The following is an 18,414-nucleotide window of genomic DNA, read 5'->3' as shown; positions in this document are numbered from 1 at the left end:
CTATGGGATTTATTTTTATGCTGTTTTTAAACTAGGTTTACCCGTAGATACCGTTAAAATTAACGACGGTCGCCTAAAATACGCAGTAACATTAAGAACAGGTTGATGAAATCTAAATAAAGCGTTAATGCCCCCATAATTGAATAACGGCGCATATTTTCTTTATCTTCTTGGTTAATTTCATTACCCATATCTTTTAATTTTTGTGTGTCATACGCGGTTAAACCAGCAAAAATTAACACACCTGCGTAAGAGATAACCATGCTCATCATGGAGCTTTGCATAAAGATATTCACGATAGAAGCAATAATGATACCGATAAGCCCCATAAACAGGAAGCTACCCATACCCGTTAAACTACGCTTAGTGGTGTAACCGTAAATACTTAATGCGCCAAACATTGCCGCACAAATAAAGAAGGTGCTCGCAATTGAAGATGCAGTATAAACCAGTAATACGCTTGAGATAGTCACACCCGTTAACACGGAATAGAGCATAAATAATGAGGTTGCCATTACACCACTCATTTTATGAACCATACCGGATAACACGAAAACTAACCCTAATTGAGCAATGATCAGACCAAAAAAGACGATCTTGCTTGAGAAAATCATTGATAATAATGTTTCGCTTGATGCAACGTAGAATGCAACAAACGCAGTTAATAACAGACCTACAGTCATCCAACCATAAACCTGAGCCATAAAGGTTTGTAGGCCAGAACCTGTGCGCTGTACTATTGAATCATTTGAACGTGAAAATCGATCCATGATGATTACCCTTTAATCATAGTGATAACGTTAGGTTTAACAATAACGTTTATTTCAGTAAAAAGCCCATTATGGACTCATTAGAATTTAATTTTATCACACTGATTTTACATTTCCATGAAATAAACTGTATGAAATGTCATCACAAAATAAATTTAGGTAAAGTAATGTAGCGTTTAATTGAACGTAATAATTTATTCCCAACGCTCGGCTGAATCATAATCACTTTGGCGTGCATCCACCCATCTATCGTTATTTTCAGAAAGCCCTTCTTTTTTCCAAAACGGTGCGCGTGTTTTTAAAAAGTCCATAATAAATTCAGCGGATTCAAACGCACTATTGCGATGAGAACTGGTGACACCAACAAACACTATCTCTTCACCAATTTGCAAAGTTCCAACGCGGTGAATAACACTTACACGTTGCAAAGGCCAGCGAGAGCGAGCTTCATTCACAATATCTGTCAGTGCTTTTTCAGTCATTCCCGGATAATGCTCAAGGGTGAGTGTATTCACTTCATCACCTAAATTATGATTGCGAACTTTACCCGTAAATGTCACAACAGCGCCATCGCTGTCACACTCTGAAAGCCATTGGTATTCATCACCAACACTAAAATTTTCGGTTTGTACTGAAATGCGAGTTGATGCGCTCATCTTATCCTCCTGTAACAGGTGGGAAAAAGGCGATTTCATCACCATCATTAATAACGTGAGAGCCTTGAACAAAGGATTGGTTTACCGCAGAAAGTAATTTGCCATCTTCTAATGCGAGTGACCAACGATCACCTTTAGTAATTAAGGCGTTACGTAAATCATCTACTGTGTGGTATTTACAATCTAATTCGAGAGAATCAACACCCACTAATTCACGGACTTGAGCAAAGAAAAGAACCTTAATCATGCTTCCACCTTAAAGTGACCTGATTTACCACCTGTTTTTTCTAATAAACGTACAGGTCCTATCACCATATCTTTTTGAACGGCTTTGCACATATCATAAATCGTCAATGCCGCTACCGATGCCGCAGTTAATGCTTCCATCTCAACCCCTGTTTTACCCGTTAAACGGCAAACAGATTCAATGCGTACGCGGTTAGATCCAGTGAGTGCTTCTAAACGCACTTCGACTTTAGTTAATAACAGCGGATGACATAACGGGATTAACTCCCATGTTCTTTTTGCGGCTTGAATACCTGCAATTCTTGCAGTCGCAAATACATCACCTTTATGATGTTTACCTTCGGTGATCATGCTTAATGTTTCTGCCGACATTTCAACAAAGGCTTCAGCACGCGCTTCTCGCACTGTTTCAGCTTTAGCGCTAACATCCACCATGTGAGCTTCACCGGCAGCATTAATATGAGTTAGTTGAGACATGCACAACTCCTGAAATTAACGAAATAACAGAGCGAAAAACTACCCACCAATCACAGATAAGTTCGGTGTAATACCGCTATCGCCTTGATGAAGAAAATGAGTTTCTCGTTTATGAAGAAGACCACCTTGAATACGCTGTTGTAATGCTTCTTGCTGACTATCATCAGCAAGCAGATCACGTAAAGGAATACCATTCTCACCAAATAGGCAAAGATGGAGATTACCAATAGCTGAAACACGTAAACGGTTACAAGTTAAACAGAAGTCTTTTTCATAAGGCATGATAAGACCTATTTCACCTTGATAATCAGGATGGGTAAATACTTGAGCAGGCCCGTCACTGCGAGCGCGAGGAATTTGTAACCAACCTTCGTTAAGTAAGCGCTGGCGAATCACTTCACCAGACAAATGAAAGCGGTTGAATATATCACTACCATCACCGGTTTCCATTAACTCGATAAAACGCAGTTGGATAGGTCGGTCTTTGATCCAACGAAGAAAATCTGGGAGGTTTTTATCATTCACATTGCGCATTAGCACAACGTTAACTTTTACTTTTTCGAAACCCGCGGTAAATGCAGCATCAATACCTTCCATTACTTGGCTAAATTTATCTTGTCCTGTAATAGCATGGAATTGACGAGGATCGAGGCTATCAACACTCACATTAATTGCACTTAAACCAGCATCACGCCATTGTGCAACATCTCTGGCTAAGCGATAGCCATTGGTTGTTACTGCAATTTTTTTAATTGCCGGATTGTCTTTAATGGTTGCGATAATATCAGTAAAATCACGACGCATTGTAGGCTCCCCACCTGTTAGGCGGATCTTTTCTGTCCCTAACGCGGCAAAAGATTGTGTCAGTCTGCTGATTTCATCTAACGAAAGAAATGATTTATGACCGTTAGGCTTATAACCATTAGGTAGGCAATAAGTACAACGAAAATTACACACGTCTGTAATTGAAAGACGTAAATAGAAAAATTTGCGGGAAAACGCATCAACGAGTTGTTGCATAGTAACACCTTTCCAAATCGGGAGATGCTGGCATTTCTACCTTGCACCCTGGTGACTGGTTTCGTCACGGCCAGAACATCATATCTTGTAAATACATGACTTAGACATTAAGGCTAGGAGTTAATCTTTACCTGTTGTTCACAGGTTTCTAATACCTATATATTTATTGTGGATTCTACCTTCTAATTTTTCAAAAAGCGAATAATGTTTTCGCTATATAATTTATAATACAACGACTTACGACACTTTAGTCACTCTAATAACATAAGTAAAAACGCTTTCATTGATTAAATATTAGGCTATCAAAAGTGAAATTAAACTAGGAATGTGATGAAATCACGTCGTGATCATAGGCTTAAAATTTAATTGTGATAAATTAGCGGCAAATTTTTAAAGATGAGTAGAACAAATATGCGAAATCGCACGCTAAGTGATTTAGATCGTGTTGTTGCCCTTGGTGGTGGTCATGGCCTTGGACGTGTGCTTTCAGCACTCTCCTACTTAGGCTCTCGTCTTACTGGTATTGTTACAACAACTGACAATGGCGGTTCTACTGGCCGTATTCGCCAAGAAGAAGGTGGTATTGCGTGGGGAGATATGCGCAATTGTATTAATCAGCTAATTACTGAGCCTTCCGTTGCTTCTGCAATGTTTGAATACCGCTTTTCTGGTACAGGCGAGCTGGCAGGGCATAATTTAGGTAATCTAATGCTTAAGGCACTTGATAACTTAAGTGTTCGACCTTTAGAAGCCATTAATCTTATCCGCGGATTATTAAGAGTGAATGCTCACCTTATTCCTATGTCTGAACAAGCCGTTGACCTTATGGCGATAGATGACCAAGGAAATGAGATTTATGGTGAGGTCAATGTTGATATTTTACCTAAGATCCCCCAAAAGCTTGATCTCTACCCTAAAGTGCCTACTACACGAGAAGCCATTGAAGCGATTGAACAAGCCGATTTGATCTTAATTGGTCCCGGTAGCTTTTTTACCAGTTTAATGCCTTTGTTATTACTGCCAGAGCTTGCACAAGCATTGCGTCGTAGCAGTGCAACAACGATTTATATTGGTAATCTAGGCAAAGAGCTAAGCCCTGCAGCAGCCAGTATGACGATGTCTGATAAAATCGCCATGATGGAGAATTATATTGGTTTACAAACAATAGATGCCGTGATCATTAGCCCTGAAACACAATATGAATCGATGAAAGGTCGATTAATTGTACAAGCTCAATTGGAAGCCAAAGATATTCCTTATCGTCACGACCGCCATCTATTAGGTAAAGCTATTGAGTTAACGTTGCAACAATTAGGGCAACGTAATGCATCACCTCAAACCGTTAAATAATATTTAATGACTTGCGTTCATAAAAAAAACCGCATCTGCAATAAACAGCAAGTGCGGTTTTTTGTCGATAAAAACACAATATCACTATTGGTTTTCAACGTGTTATTAGCTATGCGTTAGTTATTAGCTATTAAGCTGCTTTAATGTAATACGCTGGCTAATTGCTTCTTCAATTTCATCAAGCGTCATTGGTACATCATTTTTCATCAAACCAAGACCCGCTACGGTACGAGAAAACGACATTAAATCTAATGGAGGTAGCTCCATGATCCAGTTCTCTTCTGTTGCCAACGTGTCTGCAGCATTCAGAATATTTTGTATAACATCCGTAAAAGCTTGATGAGAAGATACCCAATCTTGATCGCCACTGGCCCAAAACCAACGGGCTGCAATAAAATTTCTCCACATATCTTCCCATCCATCATAGATCCGACGCAGCATTGATGCGCTCATTAATGACCATGTTTGGGCTTCTTGTTGAGTAATATATCCTTGTTGGCAACCTTCTAAGCAGAGCTTGTTAAAACGGCAGAGATCCCAAATAAGGTATTTCACATTTTGGATATTCATGCGATTTGTGCTCATCATATCGATTTGCCATAAACGCTCATTTTTATCGTGTTCAGTTAGCTCAGAAAGTAAAATATCATTTTTTAATGACTGAACATCGTCTTCTTTACCATCCAAAATTTGGTCGCGTAGCTGATAAAAATCATTAGTATGGCCTTGAGTGAGCAACCAAAATAGTTGATAGACTAAATCCCAACGGTCGTTAATTCCCCAACCTGCTGATAATCCACCATCATCTTTACCTTGGTCATATTCGTTATATGCCCACTCATTCATTGCAGCATAAGGTGCAGCAACATATAAACCCCATTCGTTGGGTGACAACTGAGCTGACGTATTTTCTGCTTCAGATAAAATAGGCTCTTTCCCTACTGTTGGTGATTTTGAAAACTCACTGTCTTGTATAGCAACTTTACGTAACCACTTAAAAAGTAACACAACAAAAATAATCCCAATAATGATACCTAGTGACTTTGGAAACACTGAAAAAATATCAATAGCCATTACACTCATCCACTGTCCTTAATGTCTTTTTTATCTTTGTAAATATATTGACGCTTTGTTTGTGGTGATATTTAAACAGTTGAACGCCATTAAGGGAATATCAAACTAGGCAAAAAATGGAAGATAGAAAGTAAAAAGGGATAATTTCATGCAAAAACACAAATATCCCTTTATTGTATTGCTAGCTGACGTTATCTAATTAAGAGTTAGCAATAAACTGAGCGCGTAATGCTTGCAACTTATCACGCGTACTCGCTGCTTTTTCAAATTCAAGATCTTTTGCGTGTTGATACATTTCGGCTTCTAAACGTTGGATCTCTTTTTCCAATTCAGCCGTAGACAGCAACGGATAATTATCATGAATCTCTGTTGCTTTGTGCCCTTTCTTATTACGTCCCTGAGAAGGCTGACCAATTTTAAGAATATCACCAACTTTCTTATTTAATCCTTTAGGCACAATGCCATGTTCAAAGTTAAACTGTTGCTGTTTCTCACGACGGCGTTCAGTTTCGCTTATTGCTCTCGCCATTGAATCAGTAATTTTATCACCATATAAAATCGCTTTACCTTCAAGGTTACGAGCCGCACGCCCAATTGTCTGGATCAATGAACGCTCTGAACGTAAGAAGCCCTCTTTATCAGCATCTAAAATTGCCACCAAAGAGACCTCTGGCATATCCAAACCTTCTCGCAGTAAGTTAATACCCACTAATACATCAAACTCACCTAGGCGCAAATCACGAATAATTTCGACACGTTCAACAGTATCAATATCAGAGTGTAAATAGCGAACTCGTTCACCATGCTCTTCAAGATATTCTGTTAAGTCTTCTGCCATTCGTTTTGTCAGTGTGGTAACCAGTACACGTTCATTTTTTGCTGCACGAATACGTATTTCAGAAAGTAAATCATCAACTTGTGTTGCCACAGGTCGTACTTCAACAATGGGATCAAGTAAACCTGTTGGTCTTACAACTTGCTCAACAATTTCATCACCCGATTTTTCAAGTTCATATTTACCCGGTGTTGCTGAAACATAAATCGTTTGTGGTGCTAATGCCTCAAACTCTTCAAAACGTAATGGACGGTTATCAAGCGCAGAAGGTAAACGAAAGCCATATTCAACTAAGGTTTCTTTACGCGAGCGGTCACCTTTATACATTCCACCAATTTGAGGAATAGTAACGTGTGATTCATCAATCACTAATAAACCATTAGCGGGAAGGTAATCAAACAAAGTTGGTGGTGGCTCACCAGGACCTCTACCTGATAAATAGCGTGAATAGTTTTCGATACCGGAGCAATAGCCCAACTCATTCATCATTTCGAGATCAAATTGAGTACGCTGTGTCACGCGTTGCTCTTCAACGAGTTTATCGTTAGCTAAAAGTACTTTGCGTCTATCTGCGAGTTCTTTTTTGATTTCTTCCATCGCTTCAAGAATACGCTCACGAGGTGTGACATAGTGCGTTTTAGGATAAACAGTAAAACGAGGCACATTGTAATGAATTTGCCCCGTTAAAGGGTCAAACAGTGAGAGGCGCTCGACTTCTTCATCAAATAGTTCAACACGTAATGCATAATCATCAGATTCAGCAGGAAAGATATCAATCACTTCACCACGGACACGAAATGTCCCCCGCTGAAAGGCTTGATCATTGCGAGTATATTGTAGATCAGCAAGGCGACGTAAAATGGCACGCTGGTCGATTATCATGCCGTTAGTCAGATGAAGCATCATTTTTAAATAACTATCAGGATCACCTAAACCGTAAATAGCAGAAACTGATGACACAACAATAACGTCTTTACGTTCTAGCAAGGCTTTAGTCGCAGATAGACGCATTTGCTCAATATGTTCGTTCACAGAAGCATCTTTTTCAATAAAGGTATCAGAGCTTGGAACATACGCTTCAGGCTGATAATAATCATAATAAGAAACAAAGTATTCCACTGCATTTTCAGGGAAGAATTCTTTCATCTCACTATAAAGCTGTGCTGCCAGTGTTTTATTTGGCGCTAACACCATAGTCGGACGATTTAGATTGGCAATCACATTGGCAATTGTAAAGGTTTTACCTGAACCTGTTACCCCTAAAAGAGTTTGATGAGCAAGACCATCATCTAATCCTTCACAGAGTGAGGCAATAGCGGTAGGTTGATCACCACCCGGTTTAAATTCAGAATGCAGTTTAAAATCTTTGCTCATATTTTCTTCTCCTCGCGAACCCTCCCTATAATACTGGATAAAAATCCAGCTTCAATCTCTATCTGATAAAATTTATCTGAATAATTAGCATAAGTTATCCCCAGTTTTGAAACTGGGATTTTTTCAAAAAGCAACCCCCCTCTTTTATTAATTATTCAAAGAGACACGTAGACTTTCCTTGCGCTATTGATTTTATTTAATTAATTGATACATAAAGATTAAAAATAAAAGTTGAGAATAACGCCAATCTTTAGCAATGCCTTGTGTTCTCTCTATTCAGAGTATTTTTATAATGGTAATACACAAGGTTATCCACAGGAATAGTGGATAACTGCACAAAGTTGTTATCTCTCGGTAGGTTACGTCTTTTTTTCCACCTTAAAATATCCCTAAAAATTGACGAAATTTATTTTTTTTATTTTTTTATTGGTATAAAAAATAGACTTTTATAATTTACTTAATAACGGTCTATCAACTTAGTTTTAAACAGGAAAGATCAAGGTAAGAAGTAAAATTATGCTCTTTTACGTCATTTAAATAGGGTATTTTGCCTAAGAATGGTGCTTTAATGTGCTGTTTTAATGTTGCCAAATATTCTTTTTGATATCGCCCCGCAGGTTCAACTTCATTTGCAACCCAACCCGCCAATGTTAAACCAGACTGAATAATTGCTTGTTGCGTTAATAACGCATGATTAATACAACCCAATTTAATACCTACAGTCAAAATAATAGGTAACTTTTCATTGATAGCCCAATCAGAGAAAAATTGATTTTCTGACAGTGGAGTAAACCAACCACCAGCACCTTCGACTAAAACCCAATCCGCTTGCTGCTTTAAGTAAGACAAGCCCTCTGACATCACATCAAAATCAATAGGCTGATTCATTTCTTGGCTAACAATATGCGGCGATGTTGGTGTTTCAAAACAGTAAGGGTTAACGCGGTGATACTCTAACTTTACCGTACTGGATTTTTGTAGTGTAAGTGCATCTGAATTACGTAAACCTTCATTTAGCCACTCACTTCCTGATGCAACAGGTTTATAGCCCGCGGTTTGATATCCTTGATGTGCCGCACATTGTAATAATGCGCTACTCACAACCGTTTTACCCACTTCGGTATCTGTACCTGTTAAAAACCATATTTTAGCCATGAGATATTTTTCCTATAACAATTTGATAAGTGAGTAAATATTTCCCTGAGTCTGTTTTCCATACATTTTCTAGCGCGCAAAATTTCTGTCGTGTCATTAACCCTTTTTGGCGATCACCTTGCACAAAATTGGCACCCACTCCCTTCAAAGAGGCAAAGAGTGCATGTAATGAATCATATTGCTCCGTGACGGTTTCAGTAGAAAATTGGCAATCAAAGCCAGCACAAGCTTTTTCAATATCGTGAAGGGATAAAAAAGGGTTAACATGTTCATGCCTATCAAGCGATTGCCAAGCATCTCTGACTTCTTGTAATGTCAACGTAGCAAGAGTTGAAAAATAAAGTGCGCCTTTTGCATTAACTGTGTTCATTAATGTTTTAATCGCGCCAGATAAATCATCACACCATTGCATAGCTAAATTACTAAAGACAATATCCACGCTTTGTGGCGCAATCGCACAGTGCTCGATATCACTTTGTAGATAACTATTGGCCCGCTGTTGCTGTTTTGCCACTTGCAACATTGAATGTGACAAATCAAGGGCAATAACAAACTTACCTTGTTGCTTCCATTTTTGACTGAAATATCCGGTTCCACATCCTGCATCTAACACAATATAGCCATTATCATGACGTGCTAAATCCATTAATTTATTACCGCTATAGCGCTGAATATTGGCGTGATTATCATAATGAGTCGCCGCTTTACCAAATGTTTGAGCTATACGTTGTTTATCTGTTTTGACTGAAGAAAGCATGAAGCGTCTCGATTAACAGCTTAATATCTGAAAGGTGATGGCGAGTCGTTAACGTTATTCGTAAACGCGCACTTTGAGGTGGTACTGTCGGTGGGAAGATAGCTTTTACCCAAAGCCCTTTAGATTGCAGATAATCTGAAAGTGTTTGGCACAATTGTTCATCACCAATAATAACGGGTTGAATAGCAGTTTGCGAAGGCAATAATTTAATAGGGAGCGAAGCAACACCTTGGTGAAAAATATCAATTAATTGTTGAAGATATTCCCGCTCATTATCTGCTTGCTTAATAACATTTAGAGCAGAGTTTAAAGCGATAGCTTGTGCCGGTGGCATTGAAGTACTGTAAATAAGATGGCGAGCATATTGTTCAAAAAACTCTGCGGTTGGCTTGTTACAAAGCACAGCCGCCCCACTGACACCAAAAGCTTTACCAAAAGTTACGACCAATATTTCAGGTTTAATACCCGCTTCATCACAACTGCCCCGGCCTTCTTTACCTAAAACACCAATACCATGCGCATCATCGACCATTAACCAGGCATGGTGCTTTTGGCTTATTGTTGCTATTTCTCTTAATGGTGCTTTATCCCCATCCATGCTAAATACCCCTTCTGTTACCACAAGGGTTTTATTAGCAGATGTTTTATTAAGTCGTTGAGATAAAGAGTCCGAAGAATTATGCAAAAATCGCCACAATGTAGCGGGTGATAATACTGCCGCTTCCATTAATGAAGCATGGCAAAGTTTATCAGCAATAATAGCATCTTCTTTTTCCATTAATGCCGAAATAACGCCCTGATTGGCACTGTAACCTGATGAAAATAACAGCGCATTATCGTAACCCAACCAATCTGCAAGATGCTGTTCTAATTGCATATGAGCTTGTGTAAACCCTGTGATATGCCCTGAACCGCCACTCCCCACACCATATTCATTCGCACCTTGTTGCCACGCGTTAATCACATCGGCATGTTGGCTAATACCTAAATAATCATTACCTGAAAAATTAAGGTATTTTTCGCCTGATATCGTGGTTAAAAAGCGCCCATTAGAATGATTTATCACTTGGCGCGTTCGCCATAATGGCGTATTTCTACGCACATTAAGTTTTTCATCTAAATAGTTTTGCCAGCTCATTACAGTGCCGCATTATAAAATTGTTCAGTGTCTTTATTGATAACAGCGTGCATTAGCGCTTCTTCTTGCTGATTATCGCCCATTGATACCGCTAACCGCTCTGGATTTAAGCCTAACTTACGGAATAATTGGTGATCTTTATCTTCAGTTGGATTGGTTGTTGTTAATAATTTGCAACCGTAGAAAATCGAGTTAGCGCCAGCCATAAAGCAAAATGCTTGTGTCTGTTCACTCATTTGCTCTCGCCCAGCAGAAAGACGGACATAAGAGCGCGGCATCATAATACGAGCAACGGCGATAGTACGGATGAAATCAAATGGATCGACATCCTCATTATCAGCCAATGGCGTACCTTTGATTTTGGCAAGCATATTGATAGGTACACTTTCAGGAGGTTGTGGCAAATTCGCTAATTGCACTAACATTGCAGCGCGATCTTTAACCTCCTCGCCTAACCCTAAAATTCCGCCAGAACACACTTTAATGCCCGCATTGCGCACTTTATCAAGCGTATCTAAGCGATCTTGATAGGTACGTGTTGTCACGATACTGCCGTAAAATTCAGGTGAGGTATCAAGGTTATGGTTATAAAAATCCAGCCCTGCATCGGCTAATCGGTTAGCTTGTGAATCATCTAATTTGCCGAGTGTCATACAAGTTTCCATACCCAGCGCTTTCACTTCTTTTACCATTTGCTCAAGGTAAGGCATATCACGCTCATGCGGATTTTTCCATGCCGCCCCCATACAAAAACGCGTTGAACCTGCTGCTTTTGCTTTTTTCGCAGATTCAATCACTTGCTGCACTTCCATTAAGCGCTCTTTTTCTAATCCTGTTTTATATCGCGCGCTTTGGGCGCAATATTTACAATCTTCAGGACAAGCCCCTGTTTTAATAGAAAGCAAAGTACTCACTTGAATTTGCGAAGGGTCAAAATGTTGGCGATGAACTTGCTGTGCCTGAAAAACTAAATCTAAAAATGGCATATCAAACAGTGCTCTGGCTTCTTTTAGTGTCCAACGTTTTAGTGCGCTCACAATACAATCTCCTGTTTAAAAGTGATTGCCAGTTTAAATAATAGGGTTATCATGTCAACTAAAATTGATCACCATTGGTTTACATGATTAAGTGAAAAATAGAATGACACCTGAAGATATCGCTTTCGATTTACGCCATATTTGGCATCCATACACTTCGATGAGTAATCCGCTACCTGCTTACCCTATCGTCAGTGCAAAAGGCGTTGAACTAGTCTTGGCTGATGGTAGAAAACTGATTGATGGAATGTCTTCATGGTGGGCTGCCATTCATGGATATAATCACCCAGAACTCAATAATGCCGTTACAACACAGCTAAGCCATATGTCTCATGTGATGTTTGGTGGCATTACTCATCCACCAGCAGTATCACTTTGTCGAAAATTATTAGCGATAACTCCAGCGCCTCTTGAATGCATATTTCTAGCCGATTCTGGTTCAGTTGCTGTTGAAGTTGCACTGAAAATGGCATTGCAATATTGGCAGGCTAAAGGTGAAAAACGCCAACGTATTGTGGCGTTAAAACAGGGTTATCATGGCGATACCTTTGGTGCTATGTCGGTGTGTGATCCGGATAACTCCATGCACAGTCTTTACAAAGGTTATCTGCCTAATCATCTTTTTGTGGATGCACCAAAAACGGGTTTTTATGAAGAGTGGAACCCAGCTGATATCCACTCATTACGCTCAACACTAGAGCAACATCATCAAGAAATTGCTGCCGTTATGCTTGAACCCATTGTTCAAGGTGCTGGTGGAATGCGAATTTATCATCCTGAGTACTTAAAGCATGCAAGAGCACTGTGTGACGAGTTTGATGTACTACTTATTGCAGATGAGATAGCCACTGGTTTTGGTCGAACAGGTAAGCTGTTTGCCTGTGAACATGCTGAAATATCGCCAGATATAATGTGTGTAGGTAAAGCATTAACGGGTGGTTATATGACCTTATCAGCAACCTTAACTACGCGTCATATTGCCGAAACCATCAGTCAAGGTGATGCGGGATGCTTTATGCACGGTCCTACTTATATGGGAAATCCTTTGGCTTGTGCTGTTGCAGACGCCAGTTTATCTCTATTAGCAAAAGGTGATTGGGTAAACCAAGTTGCAGAAATTGAAAAACAATTAAAATGTGAGTTATTACCGTTAAAACAGGCTAAAAGTGTTAAAGATGTACGCGTATTAGGTGCTATTGGTGTGGTTGAAATGAACGAGCCTGTCAATATGGCAAAACTGCAAAAAATCTTTGTGGATGAAGGTGTTTGGATAAGACCTTTTGGCAAGCTAATTTATATTATGCCACCGTTTATTATGCCACCAGCAAACCTGACTAAACTTACCCAAGCTATTGAGAAAGTCGTTAATCTCTCATAAATTTTTCATAAAAAATAAACCTCTAGCAAGGTAATATTTTGCTAGAGGTTTGCAGTAACTTTTATACTATGATAGTTACTTCGTCACAACCGTCACCCACATAGCGCCTTTGCCTACTGGGTAACACGCTAACTCAGTTAATGCCCCAGTGTGTTTATCAATACGAGAAACCGACGCAAAATCTGATTTTTGACCACAAGAAATCAGATAATTTCCGGTATTATCAAGATTAAAGCCACGAGGCTGTGTTTGTGTAGGGTAATAACCCACAGGTTGCAAATAATCACCCGCTTCTGAAATTGTCATCGCACAAATAAAGCTTTCAGAACGTTCGCTTGCATAAAGAAAACGTCCATCCGGTGTAATATGAATATCTGACGCCCAACGAGTACTGTTGAAAGTTTCAGGGACGATATCCACCGTTTGCATTAAACGATATAAATCCCCCATACGACGATATACATTGATTGTCGCATCTAATTCATTAAGGCAGTAAAACACATCACCATTAGGATGGAATGCCATATGACGAGGACCTGCATTTTGTGCTGTTGTTAGCTCTTCAGTACCCGCTTCTGTTAAACGACCGTCTTCTGATAAATCAAATAAACGAATATGATCTTCACCTAAGCAAGGCACAATCAGTTGTTTATTATTCCAATCAATATTAGATGAATGAGGCTTATTTAAGCCTTCAATAATTTGAATAGGTGATTGAGGTATCCCCTGCGCATTAATAGGCAAAACAGCTAAATTACCTTGATGATAAGAAGGAACAAACAAAAAGCGCCCCGTTTTATCTAAGCATAAATGAACAGGTGTACTTGGAATGGAAGTGATAGCCTTTTGCTCTAACTGACCATCGACAGCAATCGCAAATGTCACCACACTAAAATGAGGACGAATACCCACATAAAGGTATTTTCCATCAGCACTTGCAATCATGGGTTGCACTTGCCCTGCAACCTCAACAACCTGCAATAAATCCATTTCACCTTCGGTGTTTAACGCATAAACATGAATTTGCTGACTCTCTGGACTTGCTACGTAGACTACCTGTTTCATTCCTTCTCCTTAAAATCCATTACCCATTGATTTATAAAGAATAATAGAAAAACCAACGTTTGATTGTAACGATTAAGCTAGTTTATCTTTTATTGGTTAACGTGTAACATCAACACCATTGCATCTTAATACTATCAAGGGGCTTATTTATGTCATATCGCGTTATTGCTTTGGATCTTGATGGCACACTGCTTGATGACCAAAAACGTATCCTGCCAGAATCTTTAGAAGCACTCAATCTTGCAAGAAAGGCAGGTGTTAAAGTTTTAATTGTAACAGGTCGTCATCATGTTGCTATTCATCCATTCTATCAAGCACTCGATCTTGATACCCCTGCAATTTGCTGTAATGGAACTTACCTTTATGATTATATTGGTAAAAAGGTATTGGAATCCGACCCATTAACCACGCAAGAAACTAGCGCAGTATTAGATCTCATTAAACAAACAGATGTACATCACTTAGTTTATGCTGATGATGCAATGATGTATGACCAACTCACCGCGGCAGTACAACGCACACTTAATTGGGCAGATACTCTCCCTATCACACAGCGCCCTAATCTTATTAAAGTCGATGATTTTTATAAAGCGATGCATGATGTTAATGCCATTTGGAAAATTGCCACTACAACGCCTGATCACGATGAATTACATGCTTTAGTTGAGAAAATTGAGCAACAAGTTGGCTTAGAGTGTGAATGGTCTTGGGTTGATCAAGTTGATATCGCTAAAAAAGGCAACAGTAAAGGGCGTCGTTTACAACGTTGGGTGGAAGCGAATGGTATGAAGATGAGTGATGTTATTGCTTTTGGTGATAATTTTAATGATCTTAGCATGTTAGAACATGTAGGCTTAGGTGTTGCAATGGGTAATGCCTCAGATGAAGTAAAAGCACGTGCCAAAATGGTCACAAAAGTAAACTCACAACCAGGTATTGCAGAGACTATCCATAAATATATTCTGTCTTAGCCCTATTTTTACATCACCCAAAAGACAAAAACCTCATCAAAGATGAGGTTTTTTTATCGACAAATACAACTAAAAAATCAAAGATGGCGACTTAACGAAATACTTTTTATTTGCGCATAAAGCCATTGCCCTTCTTGGATATTCAATTCATCTTTTGCCCAAGGCGTGATCCTTGCCCATAAATAGTTACCATCATTGACCAGTTTCACATCAACTTGGCCATCATTTTTAATAGTTTCAACTACTTTCATATGTAAGATGTTACGGATACTGCTATTTGAAGGACGAGTTGTTGTTAATGACACATCAGAAGCATCAATACGCACACGCACATCACGACCGATTTTCGCCTCTATTTGAGGCAACCACAGCACTTGATTACCAAAAGCCGTTGCTGTCATATCGTAATGACTATGGTGCTCTACTACCATTACATTAGCGATGCTACTTAATGTCTCTTTTTGTAACCAAGGACGTAACGCACTACTTGCCCATACATCTTCAAGTTTACCTGTCGCCTTAATTTTTCCTGCATCCATTACAATGACGTTATCAGCAAGTCGAATAATTTCATCAAGGCTATGACTCACATACAAAATAGGAATTTGTACATCTTGTGAGAGTTTTTCTAAATACGGCAATAACTCACGTTTACGCGGTAAATCAAGCGATGCTAAAGGCTCATCCATTAACATAATATCGGGCGCAGTTAACAACGCTCGCCCTATGGCAACACGCTGTTTTTCACCACCAGATAAGGTAATAGGAAAACGTGAGAGTAAATGTTCGATACCTAATAAGTAAATAATACGATCAAACTGTACTTTCATTGTTGGTGACATACCGTAAAGCAGATTTCCTCTTACTGTGTAATGAGGAAACAGTCTGGCATCTTGGAATACATAGCCCACTTTACGTTTTTCAGGCGGCAGATAAATTTTCTTTTCAGTATCAACCAATGTGTGATTATTTAATACAATTCGCCCTGAATCAGGTTTGGTTAAACCGCCAATCACATTAATTAGTGAAGTTTTACCCGCACCAGATAAACCAAAGACCGCAGTAATACTCTCTGTTGGCAGTTCAGTATTGACTTCCAGACGCAGTGATCCTAGCGTCTGTTTAAAATTCATCTCTAGCATACGCCCCCCAATCTTTTACGACCCCAACGAGTTAGCCACTCTGAAGCCATTAAAGAGACGAGCGCCAAAATAATTGCAATTACACATAAACGGGCGGCATCCATTTCCGCCCCCGGTGTTTCAATCAAGGTATACATTGCCAGAGGAATAGTTCTTGTTTCCCCCGGAATATTGGAGACGAAAGTGATTGTTGCGCCAAATTCTCCCAATGAGCGCGCAAATGCCAGCACAATCCCTGCGATGATCCCTGGCATAGACAAAGGTAACGTTATGGTAAAAAAGACGCGTATCGGTGATGCCCCTAAGGTTCTCGCCGCTTGTTCCATACGTTGATCGACAGCTTCTAATGCTAATCTGATAGCCCTTACCATCAGTGGAAATGCAACGACTGCAGAAGCAAGCGCTGCGCCTCGCCAACTAAAGGTAAAGCTAAAACCAAACCAGTTATACAACCATTCACCAATAAATCCGCGTCTCCCCATACTGATCAGTAAAAGATAACCGACCACAACAGGTGGCAGAACTAAAGGTAAATGGATAATGCTATCAAGCAATGATTTACCGGGAAAACGTACCCTAACTAAAAGCCAAGCCATAAAAATGCCAAAAGGTAGACTGATAATAACTGCGACAGTCGATACCTTAAGGCTTAGTATGATAGCTTGCCATTCGTATTCACTTAACATCTCCAAAAGTATAATTCCTACAGTGGGCTAAAGCCGTATTTCTTAAAGATTTCTGCGGCTTGAGGTGTTTTCAGATAGTCATAAAAATCACGAACTGCTTTATTGTCCTGACCTTTTACAACTGCCATTGGATACTCAACAGGTTTGTGGCTATCAGCTGGGAATACGCCGACCACTTTCACTTTATCACTCGCAACCGCATCAGAACCGTATACGATACCTAATGGTGCTTCATCACGTTCAACTAGTGCCATACCGCTACGTACGTTATTAGTACGAGCCATATCTGGGCTTACTGTATCCCATGCACCTAAATATTCTAATGATTCTTTTGCATAGATACCAACAGGCACATGATCCGGATCGCCAACAGCTAATTTTCCGCCATTAAGTAAGGATTTCCATTTGGTTTCCTTATTAATAACAACGTCATTTAATTTACTATCTTTAGGGGCAATGAGTACTAAATCATTACCTAATAGTGTATGACGTGAATCTGCAACCATTAAGTTTTTATCGATTGCGTAGTCCATCCACTGCTGATCTGCTGAAATAAACAGATTTGCAGGTGCGCCTTGTTCAATTTGGCGAGCCAGCGTTGAAGATGATGCATAAGATGCAACAACTTCAGTTTGCTTTTCTTGCTTATATTGTGCCGAAATTTCATTAAGAGCATTGGTAAGAGAAGCGGCCGCAAATACCGTTACTTTTTCCGATGCAAAACTTTGACTGACTAAAGCAAAAGAGATAACCGCACCAGCAAGTAACTTACCTGATAATTTTTTCATGTTCTAATTCCACTTAAATTAAAGGATGACCACGCTGTATATACCAAGATACAGCGTAAAATGAAAGGATTAGATGTGAGAAACAGGTTATATATCAATAAATATAACCATAAAAATAGCGGGTAAAAAACAAATAGAAAAAAGGCTATATACTCTAAATAATTCAAGTCACAACGCTACGGCTTGAAGTATGACGAGTATAGTGAGTAAAAAAATAGCCCTTCAATATAAAGGGCTATTCTAAATCAGGGAGGGAGATTTTATGATTTTTTGTCTGCTTTTGGTTGACTTGGTGAAATCAGGTTAAACACTTCACCTAAACCATAAATAATGCCCATAATGAGTACCATTACAACAGGTACCATCAAGAGAGCGAACCCTAAACTTTTCAATAATTCAAGCATGATAACCTCTTTATCATGGTATATTCGGAAAGCCAGAGTTGGCATTTCTTCACGAATAACGAATAATAACGCTATAGTTGTATATATTCTA

General features: G+C 39.3%; 19 protein-coding genes and 1 riboswitch. Of the genes, 3 read left to right on the top strand and 16 right to left on the bottom strand.

The features are described from left to right. Positions 1–59: 59 nt before the first annotated feature. From QQS39_RS05775 to moaA, 5 genes are all read right to left on the bottom strand, one after another. Complete coding sequence (locus tag QQS39_RS05775; RefSeq protein WP_151434617.1) at positions 60–770, bottom strand: Bax inhibitor-1/YccA family protein; 711 nt, start codon at positions 768–770, stop codon at positions 60–62. Between the two features lie 194 nt (positions 771–964). Continuing rightward, positions 965–1,426, bottom strand: coding sequence for a molybdopterin synthase catalytic subunit MoaE (moaE, locus tag QQS39_RS05770; protein ID WP_151434616.1), 462 nt, complete (start codon positions 1,424–1,426; stop codon positions 965–967). A gap of 1 nt (position 1,427) precedes the next feature. Further along, positions 1,428–1,673: a molybdopterin synthase sulfur carrier subunit gene (moaD, locus tag QQS39_RS05765; protein WP_160230090.1), complete on the bottom strand. Its 246-nt coding sequence runs from the start codon at positions 1,671–1,673 to the stop codon at positions 1,428–1,430. Then, positions 1,670–2,149: a cyclic pyranopterin monophosphate synthase MoaC gene (moaC, locus tag QQS39_RS05760; RefSeq protein WP_023581221.1), complete on the bottom strand. Its 480-nt coding sequence runs from the start codon at positions 2,147–2,149 to the stop codon at positions 1,670–1,672. Before moaC ends, moaD begins: the two co-directional genes overlap by 4 nt. A gap of 39 nt (positions 2,150–2,188) precedes the next feature. Next, positions 2,189–3,169 carry a GTP 3',8-cyclase MoaA gene (moaA, locus tag QQS39_RS05755; RefSeq protein WP_285805539.1) on the bottom strand — a complete coding sequence of 327 codons (981 nt, stop codon included), beginning with the start codon at positions 3,167–3,169 and terminating at the stop codon, positions 2,189–2,191. Then, positions 3,159–3,301, bottom strand: a riboswitch (molybdenum cofactor riboswitch). It overlaps the preceding gene by 11 nt. Positions 3,302–3,580: 279 nt before the next feature. On the opposite strand from moaA, the gene yvcK reads away from it, so the two are divergent. Continuing rightward, positions 3,581–4,519 (top strand): uridine diphosphate-N-acetylglucosamine-binding protein YvcK, encoded by a 939-nt coding sequence (gene yvcK / locus QQS39_RS05750; RefSeq protein WP_151434613.1) that lies wholly within the window; start codon positions 3,581–3,583, stop codon positions 4,517–4,519. A 123-nt stretch (positions 4,520–4,642) separates the two neighbouring features. Here yvcK and QQS39_RS05745 read toward each other — a convergent pair whose 3' ends face one another. The 6 genes from QQS39_RS05745 to bioB form a co-directional block, all read right to left on the bottom strand. Then, positions 4,643–5,593 (bottom strand): DUF1266 domain-containing protein, encoded by a 951-nt coding sequence (locus QQS39_RS05745; protein ID WP_285805538.1) that lies wholly within the window; start codon positions 5,591–5,593, stop codon positions 4,643–4,645. A 199-nt stretch (positions 5,594–5,792) separates the two neighbouring features. Further along, complete coding sequence (uvrB, locus tag QQS39_RS05740) at positions 5,793–7,802, bottom strand: excinuclease ABC subunit UvrB (RefSeq protein ID WP_285805537.1); 2,010 nt, start codon at positions 7,800–7,802, stop codon at positions 5,793–5,795. A 471-nt stretch (positions 7,803–8,273) separates the two neighbouring features. Continuing rightward, positions 8,274–8,957: a dethiobiotin synthase gene (bioD, locus tag QQS39_RS05735; RefSeq protein ID WP_285805536.1), complete on the bottom strand. Its 684-nt coding sequence runs from the start codon at positions 8,955–8,957 to the stop codon at positions 8,274–8,276. After that, positions 8,950–9,714, bottom strand: a complete 765-nt coding sequence (gene bioC, locus QQS39_RS05730) for a malonyl-ACP O-methyltransferase BioC (RefSeq protein WP_285805535.1) — start codon at positions 9,712–9,714, stop codon at positions 8,950–8,952. The genes bioD and bioC overlap by 8 nt, the downstream gene beginning before the upstream one ends. Next, entirely contained in the window at positions 9,689–10,852 is a 1,164-nt protein-coding gene (gene bioF, locus QQS39_RS05725; RefSeq protein WP_285805534.1) for an 8-amino-7-oxononanoate synthase, read from the bottom strand. The genes bioC and bioF overlap by 26 nt, the downstream gene beginning before the upstream one ends. Then, positions 10,852–11,889, bottom strand: a complete 1,038-nt coding sequence (bioB, locus tag QQS39_RS05720; RefSeq protein ID WP_196570368.1) for a biotin synthase BioB — start codon at positions 11,887–11,889, stop codon at positions 10,852–10,854. The genes bioF and bioB overlap by 1 nt, the downstream gene beginning before the upstream one ends. A gap of 103 nt (positions 11,890–11,992) precedes the next feature. Here bioB and bioA point away from each other — a divergent pair, with 103 nt between their 5' ends. Continuing rightward, a complete protein-coding gene (gene bioA, locus QQS39_RS05715; protein ID WP_285805533.1) occupies positions 11,993–13,267 on the top strand; it encodes an adenosylmethionine--8-amino-7-oxononanoate transaminase in 1,275 nt (424 codons plus the stop codon). A gap of 75 nt (positions 13,268–13,342) precedes the next feature. On the opposite strand, the gene pgl is transcribed toward bioA, so the two are convergent. Beyond that, positions 13,343–14,332: a 6-phosphogluconolactonase gene (gene pgl / locus QQS39_RS05710; protein ID WP_151434605.1), complete on the bottom strand. Its 990-nt coding sequence runs from the start codon at positions 14,330–14,332 to the stop codon at positions 13,343–13,345. Between the two features lie 149 nt (positions 14,333–14,481). Between pgl and QQS39_RS05705 the strand changes: the two genes are divergently transcribed. Next, positions 14,482–15,303, top strand: a complete 822-nt coding sequence (locus QQS39_RS05705) for a pyridoxal phosphatase (RefSeq protein ID WP_151434604.1) — start codon at positions 14,482–14,484, stop codon at positions 15,301–15,303. 77 nt (positions 15,304–15,380) lie between these two features. Here QQS39_RS05705 and modC read toward each other — a convergent pair whose 3' ends face one another. From modC to QQS39_RS05685, 4 genes are all read right to left on the bottom strand, one after another. Next, positions 15,381–16,445, bottom strand: a complete 1,065-nt coding sequence (gene modC, locus QQS39_RS05700) for a molybdenum ABC transporter ATP-binding protein ModC (RefSeq protein ID WP_109373972.1) — start codon at positions 16,443–16,445, stop codon at positions 15,381–15,383. Further along, positions 16,439–17,131, bottom strand: a complete 693-nt coding sequence (gene modB / locus QQS39_RS05695; protein WP_151434603.1) for a molybdate ABC transporter permease subunit — start codon at positions 17,129–17,131, stop codon at positions 16,439–16,441. The genes modC and modB overlap by 7 nt, the downstream gene beginning before the upstream one ends. Before the next feature lie 17 nt (positions 17,132–17,148). After that, on the bottom strand, positions 17,149–17,919 hold the full coding sequence (gene modA, locus QQS39_RS05690) for a molybdate ABC transporter substrate-binding protein (RefSeq protein WP_075672737.1): 771 nt from the start codon (positions 17,917–17,919) through the stop codon (positions 17,149–17,151). 260 nt (positions 17,920–18,179) lie between these two features. Beyond that, a complete protein-coding gene (locus QQS39_RS05685) occupies positions 18,180–18,323 on the bottom strand; it encodes an AcrZ family multidrug efflux pump-associated protein (protein ID WP_071788544.1) in 144 nt (47 codons plus the stop codon). Positions 18,324–18,414 lie beyond the last annotated feature (91 nt).

The sequence above is a fragment of the Proteus appendicitidis genome, from assembly GCF_030271835.1.
Taxonomy (GTDB): domain Bacteria; phylum Pseudomonadota; class Gammaproteobacteria; order Enterobacterales; family Enterobacteriaceae; genus Proteus; species Proteus appendicitidis.
This window is presented reverse-complemented; position numbering and strand designations above follow the sequence as displayed.